Below are 17,943 nucleotides of genomic sequence, written 5' to 3' on the forward strand. Positions count from 1 at the left end.
AACCATCAATCACGGACCGGCCGCGGAGCGATCCGCGGCCGGTTTGTTTTTTAATGGGTTCTCAGTCCGTCATGCCGGCGAACTGCAGCACGATCTCGCGGCGGTGCGGCCGCGCACGGTGCTCGACCAGATAGATCGCCTGCCATGTTCCGAGCGCGAGCGTGCCCTGCAGCACCGGGACCTGCAGCGAGGTCGCGGTCAGCATGGTCTTGATGTGCGCGGGCATGTCGTCCGGCCCCTCGGTGTCATGGCGCCAGCCGGCATTTTCCGGCGCGAGCCGATTCAGCGCGGTCGTCAGATCGACCAGCACGGTGGGGTCGGCGTTTTCCTGGATGGTCAGCGACGCCGAGGTGTGACGGATGAACGCCGTCAGCGCGCCTTCGCGCGCCCGCGCCTCCGCCACGAATTTTGCGACCTCAGCAGTGAGATCGGTGAAGCCTGTGCCCGACGTCTGCACGGTCAGCAGCGAAGACACGATGGTGTTGGCGCTGACCACGGACGGCGCGGACCGGGAGAGAGATTTGGATGAACTCATGAAGATTCTCTCCACACGTCGTCCCTGCGAAAGCAGGGACCCATAACCGCAGGCGGTCATTGTTGCGAACGATATCGACTTCGATCATCCCAAATCAAAAGGCCGCGGCGTATGGGTCCCTGCGTTCGCAGGGACGACGGCGAGAACGCCGCAGGGACGACGGCCGCCTTGTCAAATCTTGCCGCTGTTGACGTCCCGTTGCAGCCGGTTGGCCATCTCGATCAGGCGCCGCCAGGCCTGCTCCAGGAAGGACATCATGCGATCCATGTCGCGATCGCTCGGCAGCGGGATTTCGATCTTGCGCTCGCTCTCGGCAACCTTCGGCGGCTTGAGCGAGTCCGCTTTCGGCAGCGGCTCCTCGATCTTGCCCGATACAGTCGGTTCGCGCGAGGCGAGTTCCGATTTCAGCTTTTCATTCTCGGCCTGCAGCCGGCCAATGTCAGCCTGCAGGCGGCCGATTTCCGAATCCATCGCCGTGCGCTCGTCGGGCACCGCATAGCAGGCCCAGCCGGCGCCCGAATTGGTGCAGGTCGAGACCGCGCCGGTACGGGTGTCGAGCCGCAATACGCCATCGCCGGCCGGCGACAGCGAATAGCGCCCGTTCTCGGTCTCCGGCATCGGCCCTGCGAACGCGTGGCCGCTGGCTGCGAGACAGAACGCGAGCGCGACGGGGCCTAAGAGTTTCGAGGACGATTTCGCTGTACGCATGGGCTTGCTCCCGCCTCAGGAGTTGCCGGTTTCCTCGACCGGCGGGGCGCTTTCAAGGCGCGCCTCACACCCTTGAGCTATAGGCCGCCCGTCCCGACTTCAACGCATCGTCCAGCAATTCGATGCGGTCCTGGCCCCAGAACACTTCACCATCCAGCACATAGACCGGCGAGCCGAACACGTCGGCCGCCAGCGCTTCCTGCCGGTTCTGCTCATATGCCGCCGTGATGTCGTCTGCGCCGGAGCGCTCCACCAATTGCTTGCCGGGCAGCCCCGATTCGTCGGCGAGTTTTGCAATCGTGGCGGGATCGGCGAGATTGAGCTGATCTTGCCAGACGCCGGCGAAAGCCCGCCGCAGATATCGGTCGGGGTCGAGGCCGCCCTCCAGCGCCGCGATCACGACACCGTCGGCAAGCCGGGCGTTGAAAGGCCAGTGGGCCGGCTGCAGGTTGAATTTCAGCCCGCGCTTGTCGCGCCAGCGCTGCAGTTCGACCATCCGGTAGCGCTGCCGCACCGGGTGGCGCTTCATCAGGGGCAGGCCGCCGGTCTCCGAGAAGAGATCGACCAGGACCACCGGCTTGTGATTAACCTTGAGATCGTAAGTACTTACAAGGTCGCGAAAAGCTTGATGCCCGATATAGGCCCAGGGCGATTGGATCGAGAAATAGTAGTCGACCTGACGCGACATGCGCCCTCCTGGAACGAGGATTTTCGTCTCGCGCGGGGCATCCCAACAGACCGTCCAGACGGGCGCAAGATCGATCCTTGCTGGAATAGCTGCTGCACTGCGATGACAGTCCACAGTGTCGCAGGCATCCTTCGAATAATTCCAATCAAATCAAAGCACTAACTGGCTACGGCCTAATCTTGACTTGATTAGACGCGGTAAGTATGGTCCGCGCGGCTTTCAAGGGTGACGGGCGTAATTTCCATCAACCGTTGGCATCGTTTAATGTCTTGGGCATGGCCGAAGACAAGAACGACAACGCAAGTGGGAATCGCGATCAGCCGTCTTCCGACGAAGCTGCGCTTTCCGCAAGGCTCGGAAGTCTGGATCAACGGTTGTCCGAAATTCGCGACAGCCGGAAAGTAAGGACTGATCAACCCGGTACTGAAAGCGGAGATACGGCTGCCAGAGCATCTGCGATGGCGCTGGGTTTCCGGCTTTCCTCAGAGTTGGTCGCGGGCGTTGTCGTCGGAGCGGCGATTGGCTGGGGGTTCGACCGTTTGCTGTCGACATCGCCGTTCGGTTTCATCGTGTTTCTTCTGCTCGGCTTCGTCGCCGGGGTGGTCAACGTGGTGAGATCTGCAGGCGTAGCTTCCCGCAGGCGCTGAGCACCGACGGAAAGTCACGCATTTGAAATTCGATTGCCGGCCAGGCCGGTGGATAAAGAGCCGCGCGGATGAAAATCGACCCGATCCACCAGTTCAATATCGAACCCCTCTTCACGATCGGCCATATCGGCAACCACACGATCGCCTTCACCAACTCGACGCTGTACATGTTCATCGCCGTGGCGGTGATCTCGCTGCTGATGATCGGCGGCATGGCGAGAGGGCAGTTGGTTCCCGGCCGGATGCAGTCGATCGCCGAAATCAGCTACGAGTTCGTCGCCAGCACAATCCGCTCTACCGCCGGCTCGGAAGGCATGAAGTTCTTCCCGCTGATCTTCTCGCTGTTCATGTTCATCTGCATCTCGAATCTGATCGGCATCGTCCCCTACACGTTCACGGTCTCGAGCCACATCATCGTCACCGCGGCGCTGGCCTTCCTGGTCTTCTTCACGGTCCTGATCTACGGCATCTACAAGAACGGCCTGAAGTTCTTCAAGATTTTCGTGCCGTCCGGCGTTCCAGGCTACATCCTGCCGCTGGTCATGTTCATCGAAATCCTGTCGTTCTTCCTGCGGCCGGTCTCGCACAGCGTGCGTCTGTTCGCCAACATGCTGGCCGGCCACATCGCGCTGAAGGTGTTCGCGGGCTTCGTCGCCATGCTCGGCGTCTCGCTCGGCGCGCTCGGCTGGTTCGGCGGCATGCTGCCGCTGGCGCTCACCGTGGCGCTGACCGCGCTCGAACTCCTGGTCGCATTCCTGCAGGCCTACGTGTTCGCGATCCTGACCTGCATCTACCTCAACGACGCCATTCATCCGGGACACTAAGCGGTCCGGGGAATTTCCACCCACACTTTGTCTTACCCTCTCAAGGAGCTCTAGAAATGGAACCGGCAGCAGCTAAACTTATCGGCGCGGGCATCGCATGCATCGGCATGGGCGGCGCGGGCGTCGGCGTGGGCATCATCTTCGGCAACTACCTTGCCGCTGCCGTGCGCAATCCTTCCGCAGCCCAGGGCCAGTTCGGCAACCTGATCTTCGGCTTCGCCGTGACCGAAGCGCTCGGCATCTTCTCGCTGCTGATCGCGCTGCTGCTGCTGTTCGTTCCGCTCTGAGCTGCACCCTATCGCGCCGCCTCCGGGCGGCGCGGCTGACTGCAACAGGAGAACCCCGTGGCTGAAAAAAGTCATGGCACCAAGGGCACCGGCGCCCACACCGAAGCCGACGGCGGACACGGCGGATTTCCTCCGTTCGAGTCGAGCACGTTTGCTTCGCAACTGGTGTCGCTCGTCATCGCTTTCGTCGCGCTCTACGTCATCGTCTCTCGCATCGCGCTGCCGCGCGTCGAAAGCGTGATCGATGCACGCCAGAACGCGATCGAGGGCGATCTGGCGGCGGCGCAGAAGTTCAAGGACGAGTCGGACGCGGCGCTGAAAGCGTACGAGACCGAACTCGCCTCCGCCCGCACCCGCGCGCAGGCCATCGGAAACGAGACCCGCGAGAAGCTGAATGCGGCTGCGGAAGCCGAGCGCAAGTCGCTGGAAGACCAGCTCACCGCCAAGCTTGCCGCCGCCGAGAAGCAGATCGCGACGACGCGGCAAACCGCGATGAGCAATGTCCGCGGCATCGCCGCGGATGCGGCCGGCGCGATCGTTCAGCGTCTCACCGGCGTGCTGCCCGACAGCAAGGCGGTGGGCAGCGCCGTCGACGCTTCGTTGAAGGGATAGACCGATGTTCGCCCAACCGGAAACCTGGGTCGCAATCGCCTTCATCATCCTGCTGGTGCTGTTTGCCTATCTCGGCATCCACAAGACGGTGCTGACGGCGCTCGATCACCGCGCCGAACGCATCAAGGCCGAACTTGACGACGCTCGCCGTCTGAAAGAGGAGGCCGCCAAGCTGCTCGGCGAGTACCAGACCCGCCGCGCCAGCGCCGAGCGGGAGGCCGAGGAGATCGTCGCCAACGCCAAGGCTGAAGCCGAGCGCATCGCGACCGAAGCCAAGGCCAAGATGGAAGACTTCGTCGCCCGTCGCACCAAGACCGCCGAAGGCAAGATCGCTCTTGCCGAAGCCCAGGCTTTGGCCGACGTCCGTGCCGCTGCCGCCAACGCCGCAGTCGAAGCCGCCTCGACCATCCTGTCGCAGTCGGTCAAGGGTTCGGTCGCCGACGACCTGCTCACCAAGGGCATTGCGGAAGTTCGCGCCAAGCTGAACTGAACGCTCTTCACCACCAATCAAAAAGCCGGCGCGAGATGATCGCGCCGGCTTTTTTATTGCTTCTTCTTCTTCGGTGCCGGACGCTCGGGCTTCAGGGCCTGCGGGTCGAAGCCGATATAGAAGATGTAGGCGTCGCCGGCGGCGCCGGGGGGCACCGGATAGGTGAGATCCTCGGCGACCAGCGTGAACGGCTCGCTGCCGCTTTCGGTCATGTTGACCGTGGTCTGGTAGGCCTTGGTGGCGATGGTCTTCTCGGCCACGCCGCCATGCACCACCGCGACACGAATCGGAACCTGGACCGACGCCGGGGCACCGGCGGGACCGGCGATGACGCGGCCCTGAATGCCGATCCGCGCCGTGATCACGCCGCCATTGACGCTGCATTCGCGGGCCATCTTGCTGATCGTCGCCTGGAAGCGCAGGTCGTTGCCGACCGGCTGCTTGCCGGCCGCTCCGACCGCGTAAGTGGATGCCCCCGCCCGGACCGTAACCGGCGGACAGGTCAGATCGCCCGTATCCTGCGGCGCCGCCGCCGCAGGCGCAGTGGCAGCCGGCTCCTCGTCCGACTTGCCGCCGAACAGGCTCTTGAAGCGATCGCCCAGCGATTGCGCCGATGCCGGCGCGGCCGTTAGGCACGCCAGCCCACCCGCGACTGCGGCCACCACCGCGATCCCAGCCAAACGATTGTCACCCATGCGACGTCCCTGACATCCGATCGTCATTGTTTCCGGCGGCGTTATAGCAGCCCAATGGCGGCGAACCCAAGGCACCAAAAAGGCTTAGAAATCAGCGGTTCAGCCGCGGAAATCCTCGTGCAGCAGGCCAAACAGCAGATGGTCCTGCCAGACGCCGTTGATGCAGAGATAGCGCCGCGCCAGCCCCTCGCGGGTGAAGCCGCATTTCTCCAGCACCCGGATCGACGGCGAATTGGAGGGGATGCAGGCGGCCTCGATACGGTGCAAATTGAGCTCACCAAACAGCGTCGGCAGCAGCACCCGCAGCGCCGCGGTCATGTAGCCGCGATGGGCATGGGGCTCGCCGACCCAATAGCCGATGGTGCCGGCCTGCACGATGCCGCGGCGGACATTGGCGAGCGTGATGCCGCCGATCATGGCGCCATCCGCCTCGCGGAAGATGATGAACGGATAGGAACGGTCGGCGGCGATATCCTCGGCGTAGCGGCGGAGCCTGCGGCGAAAGCCGGCGCGGGTCAGATCGTCCGACGGCCAGATCGGTTCCCACGGCGTCAGATAGGCGCGGCTTGATTCGCGCAGTTGCGCCCATTGCGGGAAGTCCGCCATCTGCGGCGCGCGCAACAGGAGGCCGCGGCCGCGCGGCACAAGCGCGGCAGGTCCGCTGGTTGGCAACCGAAACAGGGCCATGCCCACTCTCTCCCGCCCGAACTACTCCCCTCGTCCCGCTTTTGCGGGGAGAGGTCAGGAACCTAATGCAGAAGCGTCTTCGCCTTCGACCGCGTCAATCCTTCCGCAAAAGATACCGCCGTGTCCAGACCCCTGCCGCTGCCAAGCGCCACGACCGCCGGCCGGCTGCGCGACAAAAGTGCGTGAGCAGCGCTCTGGGTGGATTCGACGCTGACAGCGTCGATCCGCGCCACCAGCTCTTCCACCGTCAGCGGACGGCCATAGGCCAATATGTGCCGCGCCAATTGCTCGGCCCGGGACGAGCAGCTTTCCAGCGCCATCAACAGCCCCGCCTTCATCTGCGCCTTGGCGCGGGCGATTTCGGCTTCGGTGAGGGTTTCCACCGCGTCATTGATGACGTCGACGATCACTTCCATCATCTCCGGCGCGTCGCCGGGATCGGTGCCGGTATAGAGGCCGAAAAAGCCGGTGTCGGTATAGGGCGCGTGGAAGGTGTAGATCGAGTAGCACAGGCCGCGCTTCTCGCGCACTTCCTGGAACAGCCGCGACGACATTCCGCCGCCGAGCGTGTTGGTGAAGACCTGCAGCGAAAACAGCGACAGGTCGGTCTGCGGCACGCCTTCCAGCGCCAGCGTCAGGTGCGCCTGTTCGAGGTCGCGGTGCACAACGCGCGAACCGCCCTTGCCGAACATCGCAGCCTGCGGCTTCGGCCCGGGCGTGGCGTCGAAGCTGGCAAATTTCTGCGCCGCTTCCTCCACCACGCGCTTGTGGTCGACCGCGCCGGCGGCCGCCACCACCATGTCGGGGCCGCGGTAATGCGTGGAGAGATAGCCGCGCAACATGTCGCGGTCGAACTTCTTCAGCGTCTTGGCGGTGCCGAGCAGCGAGCGGCCCATCGGCTGGGCCGGAAAGCAGAGTTCGTTGAGATGCTCGAACACGACATCATCGGGCGTATCCTGCGCCGCGCCGATCTCCTGCACGATGACGCTCTTCTCGCGCTCGAGCTCGTCAGGCACGAAGGACGGATTGGTGAGGATGTCGGAGAGCACATCCAGCGCCAGCGGCACGTCGGCCTTCATCACCCGCGCATAATAGGCCGTGGTCTCGGTCGAGGTGCCGGCGTTGAGATCGCCGCCGACCGCCTCGATCTCCTCGACGATCTCGCGCGAGGACCGCTTGGTCGTGCCCTTGAAGGCCATGTGTTCGAGCAGGTGCGAGATGCCGTGCTCGTTCGGCTTTTCGTCGCGGCCGCCGACGCCGGCCCAGACGCCGAGCGCTGCGGTTTCCAGGTGCGGCATCGTGTCGGTAACGACGGTCAGGCCGGACGGCAGCTTGGTCACGTCGACACTCATCCGGCTACTCCCTGCTTCGCGGCGCGGCTCACCGAGCGCACGAATCGCTCCACTTCGGCTGAATCGTTCTTCATCACCGTGATGTGTTCGGATTTGGTCATCAGGCCGTCGAGCCAGGCCGGCAGTTGCGGCCGCACGCCGCAGGCGGCTTCCACCGCATCGGGAAACTTGGCCGGATGCGCGGTCGACAGCACGATGTTGGGGATCTTCGAATCCGAGGTGTCGCGATCGGCCACCGCCAGCGCCACCGCGGTATGGGGATCGACGAGCTCGCCGGCCTCGCGCCAGGCGGTGCGGATCGCGGCCGAAGTCTCGGTCTCGTCGGCGCGGCCGGCGTCGAACTCCTCGCGGATCGCGGCCAGCATGGCATCCGGCAGCACGAAGCGGCCGGACTGCTTCAGCGAGCCCATCAGGCGGCGAACGCTGTCGGCATCGCGGCGGCTCGCTTCGAACAGCAGCCGCTCGAAATTCGAGGAGACCTGGATGTCCATCGATGGCGAAGCGGAGGCGTGAACCTCGCGGACCTCGTAGATGCCGGTCTTGAGCGTGCGCGGCAGGATATCGTTGACGTTGGAGGCGATGCGCAGCCAACGCACCGGCAGGCCCATTTTCTTCGCGACATAGCCTGCAAAGATGTCGCCGAAATTGCCGGTCGGCACGGTGAAATCAACCGTGCGCGCGGGCGCGCCGAGCGCCACGGCAGAAGTGAAGTAGTAGACCACCTGGGCAACGATCCGCGCCCAGTTGATCGAGTTGACGCCGGACAGCGAGACCGCATCGCGAAAACCGTGATGGTTGAACATCGCTTTCACGAGCGCCTGGCAATCGTCGAAGGTGCCCTCGATCGCGACCGCGTGCACGTTGGACGCGCCGGTCGTCGTCATCATCTGCCGCTGCACGTCGGAGATGCGCCCGTTCGGGAACAACACGACCAGATCGACATTGTCGAGGCCGGCAAAGGCATCGACCGCGGCGCCGCCGGTATCGCCCGAGGTCGCAACCACGATGGTGGTGCGCTGGTTGCGCTTGGCCAGCACGTGATCCATCAGCCGCGAGATCAGCTGCATCGCGACGTCCTTGAACGCCAGCGTCGGGCCGTGGAACAGCTCCAGCACGAATTGATTGGGGCTGACCTGGTTCAGCGGCACCACCGCGGGGTGGCGGAACGTGGCGTAGGCCTCATTCGCCATGCGGCCGAGATCGGCGTCGGAGATCTCGCCCGCCGCAAACGGCTTGATCACGTCGACGGCGACTTCCCAGTAGGGCCGGCCGAAGAAGGAGGCAATGGTCTCGCGCGACAGCTGCGGCCAGACCTCGGGCACGTAGAGGCCGCCGTCGCGGGCGAGCCCGGTCAGCATCACATCGCAGAAACCCAGAACGGGGGCCTCCCCCCGCGTCGAAATATAGCGCGTCAAACCACCCTCCAAAGGCGCCAGCCTTATGCCAAGCCTTTGATATTGATCATGAATTAGATTTCGCCTAGCGAAGCGAGGGCCACCATAGAGCGTTTTGGGGCGAAGGGGAAATGGCTCGTGGATGAAAAGACGGGGGGCGGGTTATTGGAGCCCAGCCGCCTTTGCCCTCGGAAGGCAGAGCATCCAGTGCGCCGCGGCCTTTCCGCGTCATTGCGAGCGCAGCGAAGCAATCCACGTCTCAGCGCGGGGATAGATGGATTGCTTCGCTGCGCTCGCAATGACGCGGATATAGTTCGCATTCTCGCATACTTCTGCGCGCGAGGGTTGCACCTTCATGGAGATTAGAGGTCGCCCGCCCTCACCCGTATCGAAGCGCCTCCACCGGATCGAGCCGTGCGGCACGCCAGGAGGGATAGAGCGTGGCGAGGAACGACAGCGTCAACGCCATGGCCACGACGGCGGCGGTCTCGCCGAAATCGATCTCTGCCGGCAGCTTCGACAGGAAGTAGAGTTTTGGCGGAAACAGCTCGGTGTTGGTGATCCAGGACAGAAACTGCCGGATCGTTTCGATATTCAGGCAAACCAGCATGCCGACGAGCAATCCGGTTATCGTGCCGAGCACGCCGATCGCGGCACCCGCGATCAGGAAGACCCGCATGATCGAGCCTCGCGAGGCGCCGACGGTACGCAGAATGGCGATGTCGCTGCCCTTGTCCTTCACCAGCATGATCAGGCCCGACACGATGTTCAGCGCGGCGACCAGCACGATCAAGGTCAGGATCAGGAACATGACATTGCGTTCGACCTGCAGCGCCGCGAAGAAGGCCGAGGTACGCCGCCGCCAGTCGACCAGGAACACCGGCCGTCCCGCAGCCTCTGTCACCGGCCTGCGAAAGCTGTCGACCTTGTCCGGGCTGCCTTCGATGAAAACTTCGATGGCGCTCACGTCATTGCCACGGTTGAAATAGGCCTGCGCCTCGGCGAGCGGCAGAAACACCATGACGGAATCATATTCCGACATGTCGATGCTGAACACCGCCGCAACCTTGTACGGCTTGATACGGGCCGCCGTGCCCTTCGACTTGATGGCTCCATCCGGCGCGACCAGCGTGATGTTGTCGCCGGCACGCAGCGACAATTGATCGGCAAGCCGGCGGCCGATGGCGACCCCCTGCCCCTGATTGAATGCATCCAGCGAGCCCTGCTGGATGTTGCCGGCGATCGCGGTGAGTTTGTTGAGATCTTCGGAGCGAATGCCGCGAATGAGGACTCCGGAAGCATTGTGCGCCGACGATGCCAGCGCTGGACCGTCCACGACGGGGGCGGCGAGTTTGACGTCTGGAACCCGGCTGATGCGCTCGGAGACGTCCTTCCAGTCCGTCAGCGGCGACTCCAGCGGTTGCACCAGAAGATGGCCGTTGAGGCCGACGATCTTGTCCACCAGCTCCTTGCGAAAGCCGTTCATGACGGCCATCACGATGATCAACGTCGCCACGCCGAGCATGATGCCGAGGAAGGAAAAGCCGGCGATGACGGAAATGAAGCCTTCCTTGCGCCGCGCACGCAGGTAGCGGCCGGACACGAGCCATTCGAATGCCGAGAACGGCAGGGGACGCCGGACCTTTTCCATGGTCCATTCATAGCGCGTTTTCAGGACGATTCGAGCGCCCGCTTCAAAGAATGATCTTCGTCCACCGCCATATTCCCGCCATTCATGAAGCACGACGTCGCTGGTGGCGTCCATTTACGGTCTCAGAACAATCGCACCGGCCGACCTCCCCTGTTCGAGCGCTTCGTGCGCGCCAGCAGCATCGGACAATGCGTAGGTCTTCCAGACCGACGGTTTGATGATGCCGCGTTGGACAGCATCGAACACGTCGAGGATCCGCTCTCGGTACTCGTTGATGTCGGTCGCATGCGCAGCCAGTCCGGGACGAGTCAGAAAGAGCGAGCCCTTGGCGTTGAGCGTTCCGACCTCTACCGGCGGAGGCGCGCCCGTCGAAGCGCCGAACGACACCATCGTGCCACGCGGTCGCAGGCTATCCAGCGAGGCGGCGAACGTCGTTCGCCCGATGCCGTCGTAGACCACGTCGGCTTTACGACCATCCGTGAGCCGCGCGATCTCCGCCGGGAGGTCTCGGCTCCAGATCACGACAGCATCGCATCCAGCAGCCTTCGCGCGCTCGATGCTCGCCTCCTTCGACACGACGCCGATCACGAAAGCTCCGAGATGCTTCGCCCAGGGCGCGAGGATCTGGCCGAGCGCTCCGGCAGCGCCGTAGAGCAGAACGGTCGTCCCGGCCTTGACTGGAAACGTGCTTTTAATGAGGTACTGGGCTGTGATGCCCTTGAATATCACCGCCGCGGCATCCTCGGATTTGATTGCCTCCGGAAGTTTCAGCAGACGGTTCGCCGGATAGAGGCGGCCGGTCGCGTAGCCGCCGAGCGGACCGAGTGCGTAGCCGACCCGATCGCCGACCGCGACGTTGTTGACGTCCGGACCAACCGCGGTGACGCGGCCCGCGCCCTCCAGTCCGAGACCGCTCGGCAGCGGTATCGGCACCGCGCCATTGCGTTGCGTGATGTCGAGATAGTTCACGCCGATGGCGTCGTGCTCGATCCAGGCCTCCCCGGACTTGGGCGCTTGCTGTTCGACCTGCTCAAGCCAGAGGACATCAGGTCCTCCCGTGCTCTTTATTCGAATTGCCGATGTCATCTGGTCCTCCAGAATTGCTCGACCGCCCGTAAGTCGACAGGCGACCTACGCAGGCCGGTGTTTGCGTTCGTTGGGATCGGTTTGCTGCTCAGGCGCTGGCCGGGCTGTAGTGTGCCTCCGCGGTCCACGCCTCCTTCGGCTGGCTGTAGAGGTGCCAGAAATGTTCGGCGACCGACTCGGCTTCCTTCGATTCCGGAGACACAAAGGCAGCAACCGTCACTGTCGCGACGTGGATTCCCTTCTCGCGGAAGGGCTCGAAGAGCCCGAGTGCCAATGCGCGGATGCCGGCCTTGCCGATACTGAGCGACAGATAGTCCGGGCTCGGTGCGAGTGCGAAGCCGCCTCCCGTCAACAGGATCGCGCCGGATTTCCGCTCTTCCATCTTCGGAGCGACGGCCTTGGCGGCAACGAGGGCACCACCGATGTTCACCGCCAGATCGCCGTTGAGGGTGTCGCGCGGCTGCTCCGCGAGGCTCGCCTTGCGCATGGAGGCAGCGTTGTAGTGCAAGACGTCGATGGAGCCGTGCTGCTTTTCGACTTCGGCGACCAGTCTGGCGACGCTCTCCGGGTCGCTCGAATCTACCGTCCGAACTTCGGCCTTGTGCCCTTTCGACTTGAGCTGTTGGGCCAACTGCCCGGTTTTGGCGGCGTTCCGGGCGGCCAAAATTAATCGGAATCCCTCCTTGGCGAACCGTTCGGCGGTCGCGAAGCCCATGCCTGGGCCGGCTCCGATGCTGAGAAACGTCTTCATGGCGTGTTTCCTTTCGACCTTTCGGTCCGCCCGATGTAGAACGTGCAGGCCGTGCCGATAATCGGGTACGGCAGCATTAAACTCGTGCAAATGATGCAGGAATTGCTGGAAGGCGGATCACTGGAGGAACTGACGGCCTTCGTTGCCGTCGGCGAAGCCGGCAGCTTTGCCGGCGCCGCCAAGCGGATCGGCCGGGATGCGTCAGTCGTCTCTCGCCGTGTGAGCCAGCTCGAGCAGCGGCTCGGTGTCCGATTGCTCTCGCGCACGACGCGCCGGGTATCGCTCACCGAAGTTGGCGCCCTCTACTTCAGGCGCGTTCAGGCCATTCTGGACGAGCTTGTGAGTGCCACCACCGAGGCGAGCGATTTCGCGGCGAGCCCTCAAGGCGTTCTGAAGATATCGCTGCCGGTCACCTTCGGTCGGCAGTGGATCGCTCCGTCCTTCGCGTCGTTCCTGGCACAACATCCGCACATCAGGATCGATGCGCACTTCACCGACCGGATCGTCGACATTGTCGCGGATGGGTTCGACCTTGCTATTCGGGTAGGCGTGCTCAACGATAGTTCGCTGACTGCGAAGCGCATCGCTTCATACACGAACATCCTGATCGCCGCCCCGAGCTATCTCGAAGCCCGCCGTCGGCCGCGCACGCCGGCCGATTTGAAGGACCATGCGTGTCTGGGATTTCCGAGCCATCCCTACTGGCCCGACTGGGTGCTGACCAAAGAAGGACAGCGCAAGACCGTACGTCCGAACTGCAATCTCGTTGCCGACAACTCGGAAGCGATCCTGATGGCCACCCTTGAAGGTGCCGGTATTGCCTTGTTGCCCGATTGGCTGGCTGGTCCATCAGTGAAGGCGCGCAAACTTGTTCAAGTGCTTCCGGGATGGACCGGAAGAGGCGAAGGCGGCGTCTACGCGGTCTTGCCGCCCGGCCGTCTCGTGCCGACGAAAACCCGCTTATTCGTTGATGCTATTTCGGCATCCATCAAAGCAGGCTGGCAGCGACATTAGAATTGCTCCGCCGAGACGACGCAGCATGGGCAATGTCGCCTTCTGGCACATCGCGGCGTCAAGCCCGGTATTGTTCGTCGCTGACCTTCTCCATCCAGTCGACGGCCTTGCCGTCGAGCCGCTCCTGAATGGCGATGTGCGTCATGGCCGTTGCCGGCGTCGCACCGTGCCAGTGTTTTTCGCCCGGCGGAAACCAGATGACGTCGCCCGGGTGAATTTCCTCGACGCGCCCGCCCCAGACCTGCACCCAGCCGCGGCCGGAGGTGACGATCAGCGTTTGGCCCAGCGGGTGGGTATGCCATGCCGTGCGCGCGCCAGGCTCGAAAGTGACGTGGGCGCCGGCGGCGCGCGCGGGATCTGGGGCCTGGAACAGCGGATCGACGCGCACGCTGCCGGTGAAATATTCCGCAGACCCCTTGCCGGACGGCTGTGAACCGCTTCGCTTGATTTCCATCGTTGCGCTCCTTGCTTGCGCCCGGACAGGGGGCGTGGCGCCTGCCGCCAGCACGACGAGGCCGGTGGCTGCGATGAGGCCTCGTCGCGTGATCATGGCACTCCCGGAACAAATACTGGCGGTTCGAGATAGCTGGCAATTCAACCCACGTCCGGCATCCGCTCCAGCAGCTTGTCGAGCGTGATGGGATAGTCGCGCACCCGGACGCCGGTCGCGTTGTAGACCGCGTTGGCAACGGCTGCCGCCACGCCGCAGATGCCGAGCTCGGCGACGCCCTTGGCCTTCATCGGCGATGACATCGGATCGGTCTCGTCGAGGAAGAACATGTCCTGATGCGGAATGTCGGCATGGACAGGCACCTCATAGCCGGCGAGGTCATGGTTGACGAAGAAGCCGGCGCGCCTGTCGACCACCAGTTCCTCCATCAGCGCGGCGCCGACGCCCATCGTCATCGCCCCGATCACCTGGCTGCGGGCGGTCTTCGGATTGAGAATGCGGCCGGCGGCGCACACGGCCAGCATCCGGCGCACGCGGATCTCAGCGGTCGCGGCATCGACGCCGACTTCGACGAAATGCGCGCCGAAGGTCGATTGCTGATACTTCTTGGCCAGATCACCGTATTCGATTTCGTCTTCCGCCGTGATGCCAGCCTCGCCCGCAGCCTGTGTCAGCGGCACGCGGCGATTGCCGGCGCGCACCTCGCCATCGGCAAACTCCGCCTCCGCAGAGTTGAAGCCGAGCTTCTGCGCAATCGCCTCGCGCAGCTTGACGCACGCGGCATAAACGCCCGCGGTGGAGTTGTTGCCGCCCCATTGGCCGCCGGAGCCGGCCGACACTGGAAAAGCGGAGTCACCGAGACGCACCTTCACCTTTTCGAGCGGCACGCCCATCATCTCGGCCGCGGTCTGGGCAATGATGGTGTAACTGCCGGTCCCGATGTCGGTCATGTCGGTCTCGACGGTCACGATGCCGCTGCTGTCGAGGCGCACCCGCGCCGCCGATTTGGTCAGCAGGTTGTTGCGGAACGCGGCGGCGGCACCCATGCCGACCAGCCAGCGTCCGTCGCGCATTCTGCCCGGCTGCGGATTGCGCCGGCTCCAGCCGAACCGCGCCGCGCCGTTGCGCAGACACTCGACAAGCTGCCGCTGCGAGAACGGCCGCTCCGGCTTTTCCGGATCGACCTGGGTATCGTTGACGATCCGAAACTGGACCGGATCGATCCCGAGCTTCTCGGCCATTTCGTCCATGGCGATTTCCAGGGCCATCATGCCGGTCGCTTCGCCCGGTGCGCGCATCGCATTGCCTTCCGGCAGGTCGAGGGTGGCGAGCCGCGTCGCGGTCATGCGGTGCGCGCCGGCATAGAGCAGCCGCGTCTGGCTGACCGCGCCATCCGCCTTGCCGCCCGCCAGATCGCCCGACCAGCTTTCATGACCGATCGCGGTGATCTTGCCGTCCGTCGTCGCTCCGATCCGGATACGCTGGATCGTGGCGGGACGGTGCGTGGTGTTGTTGAACATCAGCGGGCGCTGCAGCGCGACCTTGACCGGCCGTTTCGCGGCGCGCGCGCCGAGCGCAGCGAGCAGCGCGTCCGCGCGCGGGAACAGCTTGCCGCCGAAGCCGCCGCCGACAAACGGCGAATCGAGGCGGACGTTCTCCTTCGGGATTCCCAGGATCGTCGCCATCTCGGCGGCGTTCCAGGCGATCATCTGGTTGGAGGTCCAGAGCATGAGCTTGTCGCCCTGCCATGCGGCGATCGTCGCATGTGGCTCCATCATCGCATGGGCTTCATCAGGTGTTGAGTAGCGCGCATCGAGCCGAACCGGCGCTGCCGCAAACGCGGCGGCGAAGTCGCCGACCGCGGTATCGGCGGGACCGCCGGTGATGGCATTGGGCTTCGCCTTGTCTGTCAGCGAAGCCAGATCGAACGCGCCCTGCTCCTTGGCATAGTCGACGCGGATCAGCGCGGCCGCGGCGCGCGCCTGCTCGAAGGTTTCCGCCACGACGACGGCGATGGCCTGATGATAATGCTGGATCTCGGGCCCGCCGAGCAGCTTTGCGGTGTTGAGCCTGCCCTTGCCGAGTTTGCCGGCGTTTTCGGCCGTGACGATCGCGAGCACGCCGGGTGCGGTCTTGGCCTTGCCGAGATCGATGCCGGCGATCCGTCCCTTGCCGATCGCCGCGCCGACGACATAGCCATAGGCCTGGTTGGCCGCGACATCGTGCCGCTCATAGGCGTAGGGCGCGGTGCCGGTGGTCTTGAGGGGACCGTCGATCCGGCTGAAGGGCTGACCGACGACCTTCAACCGGTCGATCGGGTTGGTCGTTGCGGGGCTATCGAATTTCATGGCTCAACCCTTCGCTTCGGTCAGCGCCGCGCCGATGGTGCGCTCGGCCAGCGCCAGCTTGAATGCGTTGTCCCTGGTCGGCCTGGCATTGGCGAGCAGTTTCGTCGCGACGGCGCGCGCGCCGCGCGGCAGCTCGGCGTCCGCGGCCTCGACCCGCCAGGGTTTGTGGGCGACACCGCCAAGCGCAACGCGCCCGCTGCCGTCGCGCTGCACGATCGCGGCAACCGAGACCAGCGCAAAGGCATAGGAGGCGCGATCGCGCACCTTGCGATAGACATGCGTGCCGCCGACGGGCTTGGGCAGCGTCACCGCGGTGATCAACTCGCCCGGCTGCAGCGTCGTCTCGATATGCGGGGTGTCACCGGGCAGACGATGAAAATCAGCAATCGGGATGTTTCGCGTCGTGCCATCAGGCCGAACCGCTTCAACCGTCACGTCGAGCGCGCGCATCGCGACCGCCATGTCGCTCGGATGGGTGGCGATGCAGGCCTCGCTGGCGCCGATGACCGCATGCTGGCGGCTGAAGCCGCCGATCGCACTGCAGCCGCTGCCGGGCCGGCGCTTGTTGCAGGGCTGGTTGGTGTCATAAAAGTAAGGACAGCGTGTCCGCTGCAGCAGATTGCCCGCGGTCGTCGCCTTGTTGCGCAGTTGTCCTGAAGCGCCCGCCAGCAGCGCGCGTGACAGGACGCCATAGTCGCGCCGGATGCGGCTATCGGCCGCGAGATCCGTGTTGCGCACCAGCGCGCCGATCCGCAGTCCGCCCTCCGGCGTCGCTTCGATCTTGTCGAGCGCAAGGCCATTGACGTCGACGAGATGCGCCGGCGTCTCGATCTCGAGCTTCATCAGATCGAGCAGGTTGGTGCCGCCGGCAATGAACTTGGCGTCCGGCCTGCGCAGGGCAGAGGCTGCAGCCTCGGCCGGCGTGCGGGCGCGCTCGTAGCTGAATGATTTCATGCGGGCCTCCCGGCGACTTCAGAGATCGCCTCGGCGATATTGGAATAGGCGCCACAGCGGCAGATGTTGCCGCTCATGCGCTCGCGAAGTTCTGCGTTGGTCAGTTGCAGCGGCGCGTTCAGATCGGCGCTGACGTGACTGGGGATGCCGGCCTTGATTTCATCGAGCACCGCGACCGCCGAACAGATCTGTCCCGGCGTGCAATAGCCGCACTGAAAGCCGTCATGCTTGACGAACGCGGCCTGCATCGGGTGCATGTTCTCGGGCGTGCCCAGCCCTTCGATGGTCGTGATGCTGTCGCCCTGATGCATGACGGCGAGCGTCAGGCAGGAATTGATCCGTCGTCCGCCGACGATGACGGTGCAGGCACCGCACTGGCCGTGATCGCAGCCCTTCTTGCTGCCGGTGAGATGCAGATGCTCCCGCAGCGCATCGAGCAGCGTGGTTCGGGTGTCGAGCGCGATCTCGCGCAGGCTACCGTTCACGTTGAAAGAGACCTTCGACATGGAGACGGTATCGGCGACGTCAGCCTGCGCAGGAACCGCAGGCGTTTGCGCATGGGCGAAGGGCGTTGCACCAAAAGCCACCGATGCGGCGGTTCCCAGCAACAATTTCCTCCGTGATACCTCGAAGTCGCTCGGACCTTGCATGTCGTGTTCCCGTTCTGCTGTCGTTTTCGAAGAGCTTCGGCGCGACCGTGCCGGCGTCCGCCTCAAGCATCCTGTAACTGCGCCACGTTTCGGCTGTTCCTACCCGGCGTTCACGTTTG

20 protein-coding genes are annotated in these 17,943 nt (G+C 64.3%); 6 read left to right on the forward strand and 14 right to left on the reverse strand.

Features of this window, described 5'->3' with window-relative positions:
* Window positions 1-61 precede the first annotated feature (61 nt).
* The 3 genes from CQ12_RS20715 to CQ12_RS20725 form a co-directional block, all read right to left on the reverse strand.
* Window positions 62-535, reverse strand: coding sequence for a secondary thiamine-phosphate synthase enzyme YjbQ (locus tag CQ12_RS20715; RefSeq protein ID WP_057837153.1), 474 nt, complete (start codon window positions 533-535; stop codon window positions 62-64).
* 171 nt (window positions 536-706) lie between these two features.
* Complete coding sequence (locus CQ12_RS20720) at window positions 707-1,243, reverse strand: hypothetical protein (RefSeq protein ID WP_057837154.1); 537 nt, start codon at window positions 1,241-1,243, stop codon at window positions 707-709.
* 64 nt (window positions 1,244-1,307) lie between these two features.
* Window positions 1,308-1,931, reverse strand: a complete 624-nt coding sequence (locus CQ12_RS20725; RefSeq protein ID WP_057837155.1) for a 2-hydroxychromene-2-carboxylate isomerase — start codon at window positions 1,929-1,931, stop codon at window positions 1,308-1,310.
* Between the two features lie 275 nt (window positions 1,932-2,206).
* On the opposite strand from CQ12_RS20725, the gene CQ12_RS20730 reads away from it, so the two are divergent.
* From CQ12_RS20730 to CQ12_RS20750, 5 genes are all read left to right on the forward strand, one after another.
* A complete protein-coding gene (locus CQ12_RS20730; RefSeq protein WP_057837156.1) occupies window positions 2,207-2,578 on the forward strand; it encodes an AtpZ/AtpI family protein in 372 nt (123 codons plus the stop codon).
* Window positions 2,579-2,646: 68 nt separating this feature from the next.
* The gene (locus tag CQ12_RS20735; RefSeq protein WP_057837157.1) at window positions 2,647-3,402 is read left to right on the forward strand and encodes a F0F1 ATP synthase subunit A; all 756 of its coding nucleotides are present in this window, start codon (window positions 2,647-2,649) and stop codon (window positions 3,400-3,402) included.
* 56 nt (window positions 3,403-3,458) lie between these two features.
* Entirely contained in the window at window positions 3,459-3,689 is a 231-nt protein-coding gene (locus CQ12_RS20740; protein WP_016847054.1) for a F0F1 ATP synthase subunit C, read from the forward strand.
* 57 nt (window positions 3,690-3,746) lie between these two features.
* A complete protein-coding gene (locus CQ12_RS20745; RefSeq protein ID WP_057837158.1) occupies window positions 3,747-4,301 on the forward strand; it encodes a F0F1 ATP synthase subunit B family protein in 555 nt (184 codons plus the stop codon).
* A 4-nt stretch (window positions 4,302-4,305) separates the two neighbouring features.
* Complete coding sequence (locus CQ12_RS20750) at window positions 4,306-4,791, forward strand: F0F1 ATP synthase subunit B family protein (RefSeq protein ID WP_057837159.1); 486 nt, start codon at window positions 4,306-4,308, stop codon at window positions 4,789-4,791.
* 53 nt (window positions 4,792-4,844) lie between these two features.
* On the opposite strand, the gene CQ12_RS20755 is transcribed toward CQ12_RS20750, so the two are convergent.
* From CQ12_RS20755 to CQ12_RS20785, 7 genes are all read right to left on the reverse strand, one after another.
* The gene (locus CQ12_RS20755; RefSeq protein ID WP_057837160.1) at window positions 4,845-5,486 is read right to left on the reverse strand and encodes a hypothetical protein; all 642 of its coding nucleotides are present in this window, start codon (window positions 5,484-5,486) and stop codon (window positions 4,845-4,847) included.
* Between the two features lie 99 nt (window positions 5,487-5,585).
* Window positions 5,586-6,173 (reverse strand): GNAT family N-acetyltransferase, encoded by a 588-nt coding sequence (locus tag CQ12_RS20760; RefSeq protein WP_057837161.1) that lies wholly within the window; start codon window positions 6,171-6,173, stop codon window positions 5,586-5,588.
* 62 nt (window positions 6,174-6,235) lie between these two features.
* Window positions 6,236-7,525, reverse strand: a complete 1,290-nt coding sequence (locus CQ12_RS20765; RefSeq protein WP_057837162.1) for a M16 family metallopeptidase — start codon at window positions 7,523-7,525, stop codon at window positions 6,236-6,238.
* The gene (gene thrC / locus CQ12_RS20770) at window positions 7,522-8,940 is read right to left on the reverse strand and encodes a threonine synthase (RefSeq protein ID WP_057837163.1); all 1,419 of its coding nucleotides are present in this window, start codon (window positions 8,938-8,940) and stop codon (window positions 7,522-7,524) included. The genes CQ12_RS20765 and thrC overlap by 4 nt, the downstream gene beginning before the upstream one ends.
* A gap of 358 nt (window positions 8,941-9,298) precedes the next feature.
* Entirely contained in the window at window positions 9,299-10,570 is a 1,272-nt protein-coding gene (locus CQ12_RS20775) for a lipoprotein-releasing ABC transporter permease subunit (RefSeq protein ID WP_057837206.1), read from the reverse strand.
* Between the two features lie 114 nt (window positions 10,571-10,684).
* A complete protein-coding gene (locus CQ12_RS20780; RefSeq protein WP_057837164.1) occupies window positions 10,685-11,656 on the reverse strand; it encodes a quinone oxidoreductase family protein in 972 nt (323 codons plus the stop codon).
* 88 nt (window positions 11,657-11,744) lie between these two features.
* On the reverse strand, window positions 11,745-12,407 hold the full coding sequence (locus tag CQ12_RS20785; RefSeq protein ID WP_057837165.1) for an SDR family oxidoreductase: 663 nt from the start codon (window positions 12,405-12,407) through the stop codon (window positions 11,745-11,747).
* A 42-nt stretch (window positions 12,408-12,449) separates the two neighbouring features.
* Between CQ12_RS20785 and CQ12_RS20790 the strand changes: the two genes are divergently transcribed.
* Window positions 12,450-13,421, forward strand: coding sequence for a LysR family transcriptional regulator (locus CQ12_RS20790; RefSeq protein WP_245310039.1), 972 nt, complete (start codon window positions 12,450-12,452; stop codon window positions 13,419-13,421).
* 58 nt (window positions 13,422-13,479) lie between these two features.
* On the opposite strand, the gene CQ12_RS20795 is transcribed toward CQ12_RS20790, so the two are convergent.
* The 4 genes from CQ12_RS20795 to paoA all read right to left on the reverse strand — a co-directional run bounded on the left by CQ12_RS20795 (window position 13,480) and on the right by paoA (window position 17,824).
* Window positions 13,480-13,875 carry a (R)-mandelonitrile lyase gene (locus tag CQ12_RS20795; RefSeq protein WP_057837208.1) on the reverse strand — a complete coding sequence of 132 codons (396 nt, stop codon included), beginning with the start codon at window positions 13,873-13,875 and terminating at the stop codon, window positions 13,480-13,482.
* A 140-nt stretch (window positions 13,876-14,015) separates the two neighbouring features.
* On the reverse strand, window positions 14,016-16,220 hold the full coding sequence (gene paoC / locus CQ12_RS20800) for an aldehyde oxidoreductase molybdenum-binding subunit PaoC (protein ID WP_057837166.1): 2,205 nt from the start codon (window positions 16,218-16,220) through the stop codon (window positions 14,016-14,018).
* Window positions 16,221-16,223: 3 nt separating this feature from the next.
* Entirely contained in the window at window positions 16,224-17,174 is a 951-nt protein-coding gene (locus CQ12_RS20805; RefSeq protein ID WP_057837167.1) for an FAD binding domain-containing protein, read from the reverse strand.
* Window positions 17,171-17,824, reverse strand: a complete 654-nt coding sequence (gene paoA, locus CQ12_RS20810) for an aldehyde dehydrogenase iron-sulfur subunit PaoA (protein ID WP_057837168.1) — start codon at window positions 17,822-17,824, stop codon at window positions 17,171-17,173. The genes CQ12_RS20805 and paoA overlap by 4 nt, the downstream gene beginning before the upstream one ends.
* Between the last annotated feature and the right edge of the window lie 119 nt (window positions 17,825-17,943).

The sequence above is a fragment of the Bradyrhizobium jicamae genome, from assembly GCF_001440395.1.
In the GTDB taxonomy this organism is placed as follows: Bacteria; Pseudomonadota; Alphaproteobacteria; order Rhizobiales; family Xanthobacteraceae; genus Bradyrhizobium; species Bradyrhizobium jicamae.

What these genes read in the sequence shown, in the direction of transcription:
- paoC (WP_057837166.1), bottom strand. Translation starts at nt 16,220, where the DNA reads ATGAAATTCGATAGCCCCGCAACGACCAACCCGATCGACCGGTTGAAG.
- CQ12_RS20795 (WP_057837208.1), bottom strand. Translation starts at nt 13,875, where the DNA reads ATGGAAATCAAGCGAAGCGGTTCACAGCCGTCCGGCAAGGGGTCTGCG.
- CQ12_RS20765 (WP_057837162.1), bottom strand. Translation starts at nt 7,525, where the DNA reads ATGAGTGTCGACGTGACCAAGCTGCCGTCCGGCCTGACCGTCGTTACC.
- CQ12_RS20740 (WP_016847054.1), top strand. Translation starts at nt 3,459, where the DNA reads ATGGAACCGGCAGCAGCTAAACTTATCGGCGCGGGCATCGCATGCATC.
- paoA (WP_057837168.1), bottom strand. Translation starts at nt 17,824, where the DNA reads ATGCAAGGTCCGAGCGACTTCGAGGTATCACGGAGGAAATTGTTGCTG.
- CQ12_RS20720 (WP_057837154.1), bottom strand. Translation starts at nt 1,243, where the DNA reads ATGCGTACAGCGAAATCGTCCTCGAAACTCTTAGGCCCCGTCGCGCTC.
- CQ12_RS20785 (WP_057837165.1), bottom strand. Translation starts at nt 12,407, where the DNA reads ATGAAGACGTTTCTCAGCATCGGAGCCGGCCCAGGCATGGGCTTCGCG.
- CQ12_RS20725 (WP_057837155.1), bottom strand. Translation starts at nt 1,931, where the DNA reads ATGTCGCGTCAGGTCGACTACTATTTCTCGATCCAATCGCCCTGGGCC.
- CQ12_RS20760 (WP_057837161.1), bottom strand. Translation starts at nt 6,173, where the DNA reads ATGGCCCTGTTTCGGTTGCCAACCAGCGGACCTGCCGCGCTTGTGCCG.
- CQ12_RS20750 (WP_057837159.1), top strand. Translation starts at nt 4,306, where the DNA reads ATGTTCGCCCAACCGGAAACCTGGGTCGCAATCGCCTTCATCATCCTG.
- CQ12_RS20730 (WP_057837156.1), top strand. Translation starts at nt 2,207, where the DNA reads ATGGCCGAAGACAAGAACGACAACGCAAGTGGGAATCGCGATCAGCCG.
- CQ12_RS20805 (WP_057837167.1), bottom strand. Translation starts at nt 17,174, where the DNA reads ATGAAATCATTCAGCTACGAGCGCGCCCGCACGCCGGCCGAGGCTGCA.
- CQ12_RS20755 (WP_057837160.1), bottom strand. Translation starts at nt 5,486, where the DNA reads ATGGGTGACAATCGTTTGGCTGGGATCGCGGTGGTGGCCGCAGTCGCG.
- CQ12_RS20775 (WP_057837206.1), bottom strand. Translation starts at nt 10,570, where the DNA reads ATGGAAAAGGTCCGGCGTCCCCTGCCGTTCTCGGCATTCGAATGGCTC.
- CQ12_RS20780 (WP_057837164.1), bottom strand. Translation starts at nt 11,656, where the DNA reads ATGACATCGGCAATTCGAATAAAGAGCACGGGAGGACCTGATGTCCTC.
- CQ12_RS20715 (WP_057837153.1), bottom strand. Translation starts at nt 535, where the DNA reads ATGAGTTCATCCAAATCTCTCTCCCGGTCCGCGCCGTCCGTGGTCAGC.
- CQ12_RS20735 (WP_057837157.1), top strand. Translation starts at nt 2,647, where the DNA reads ATGAAAATCGACCCGATCCACCAGTTCAATATCGAACCCCTCTTCACG.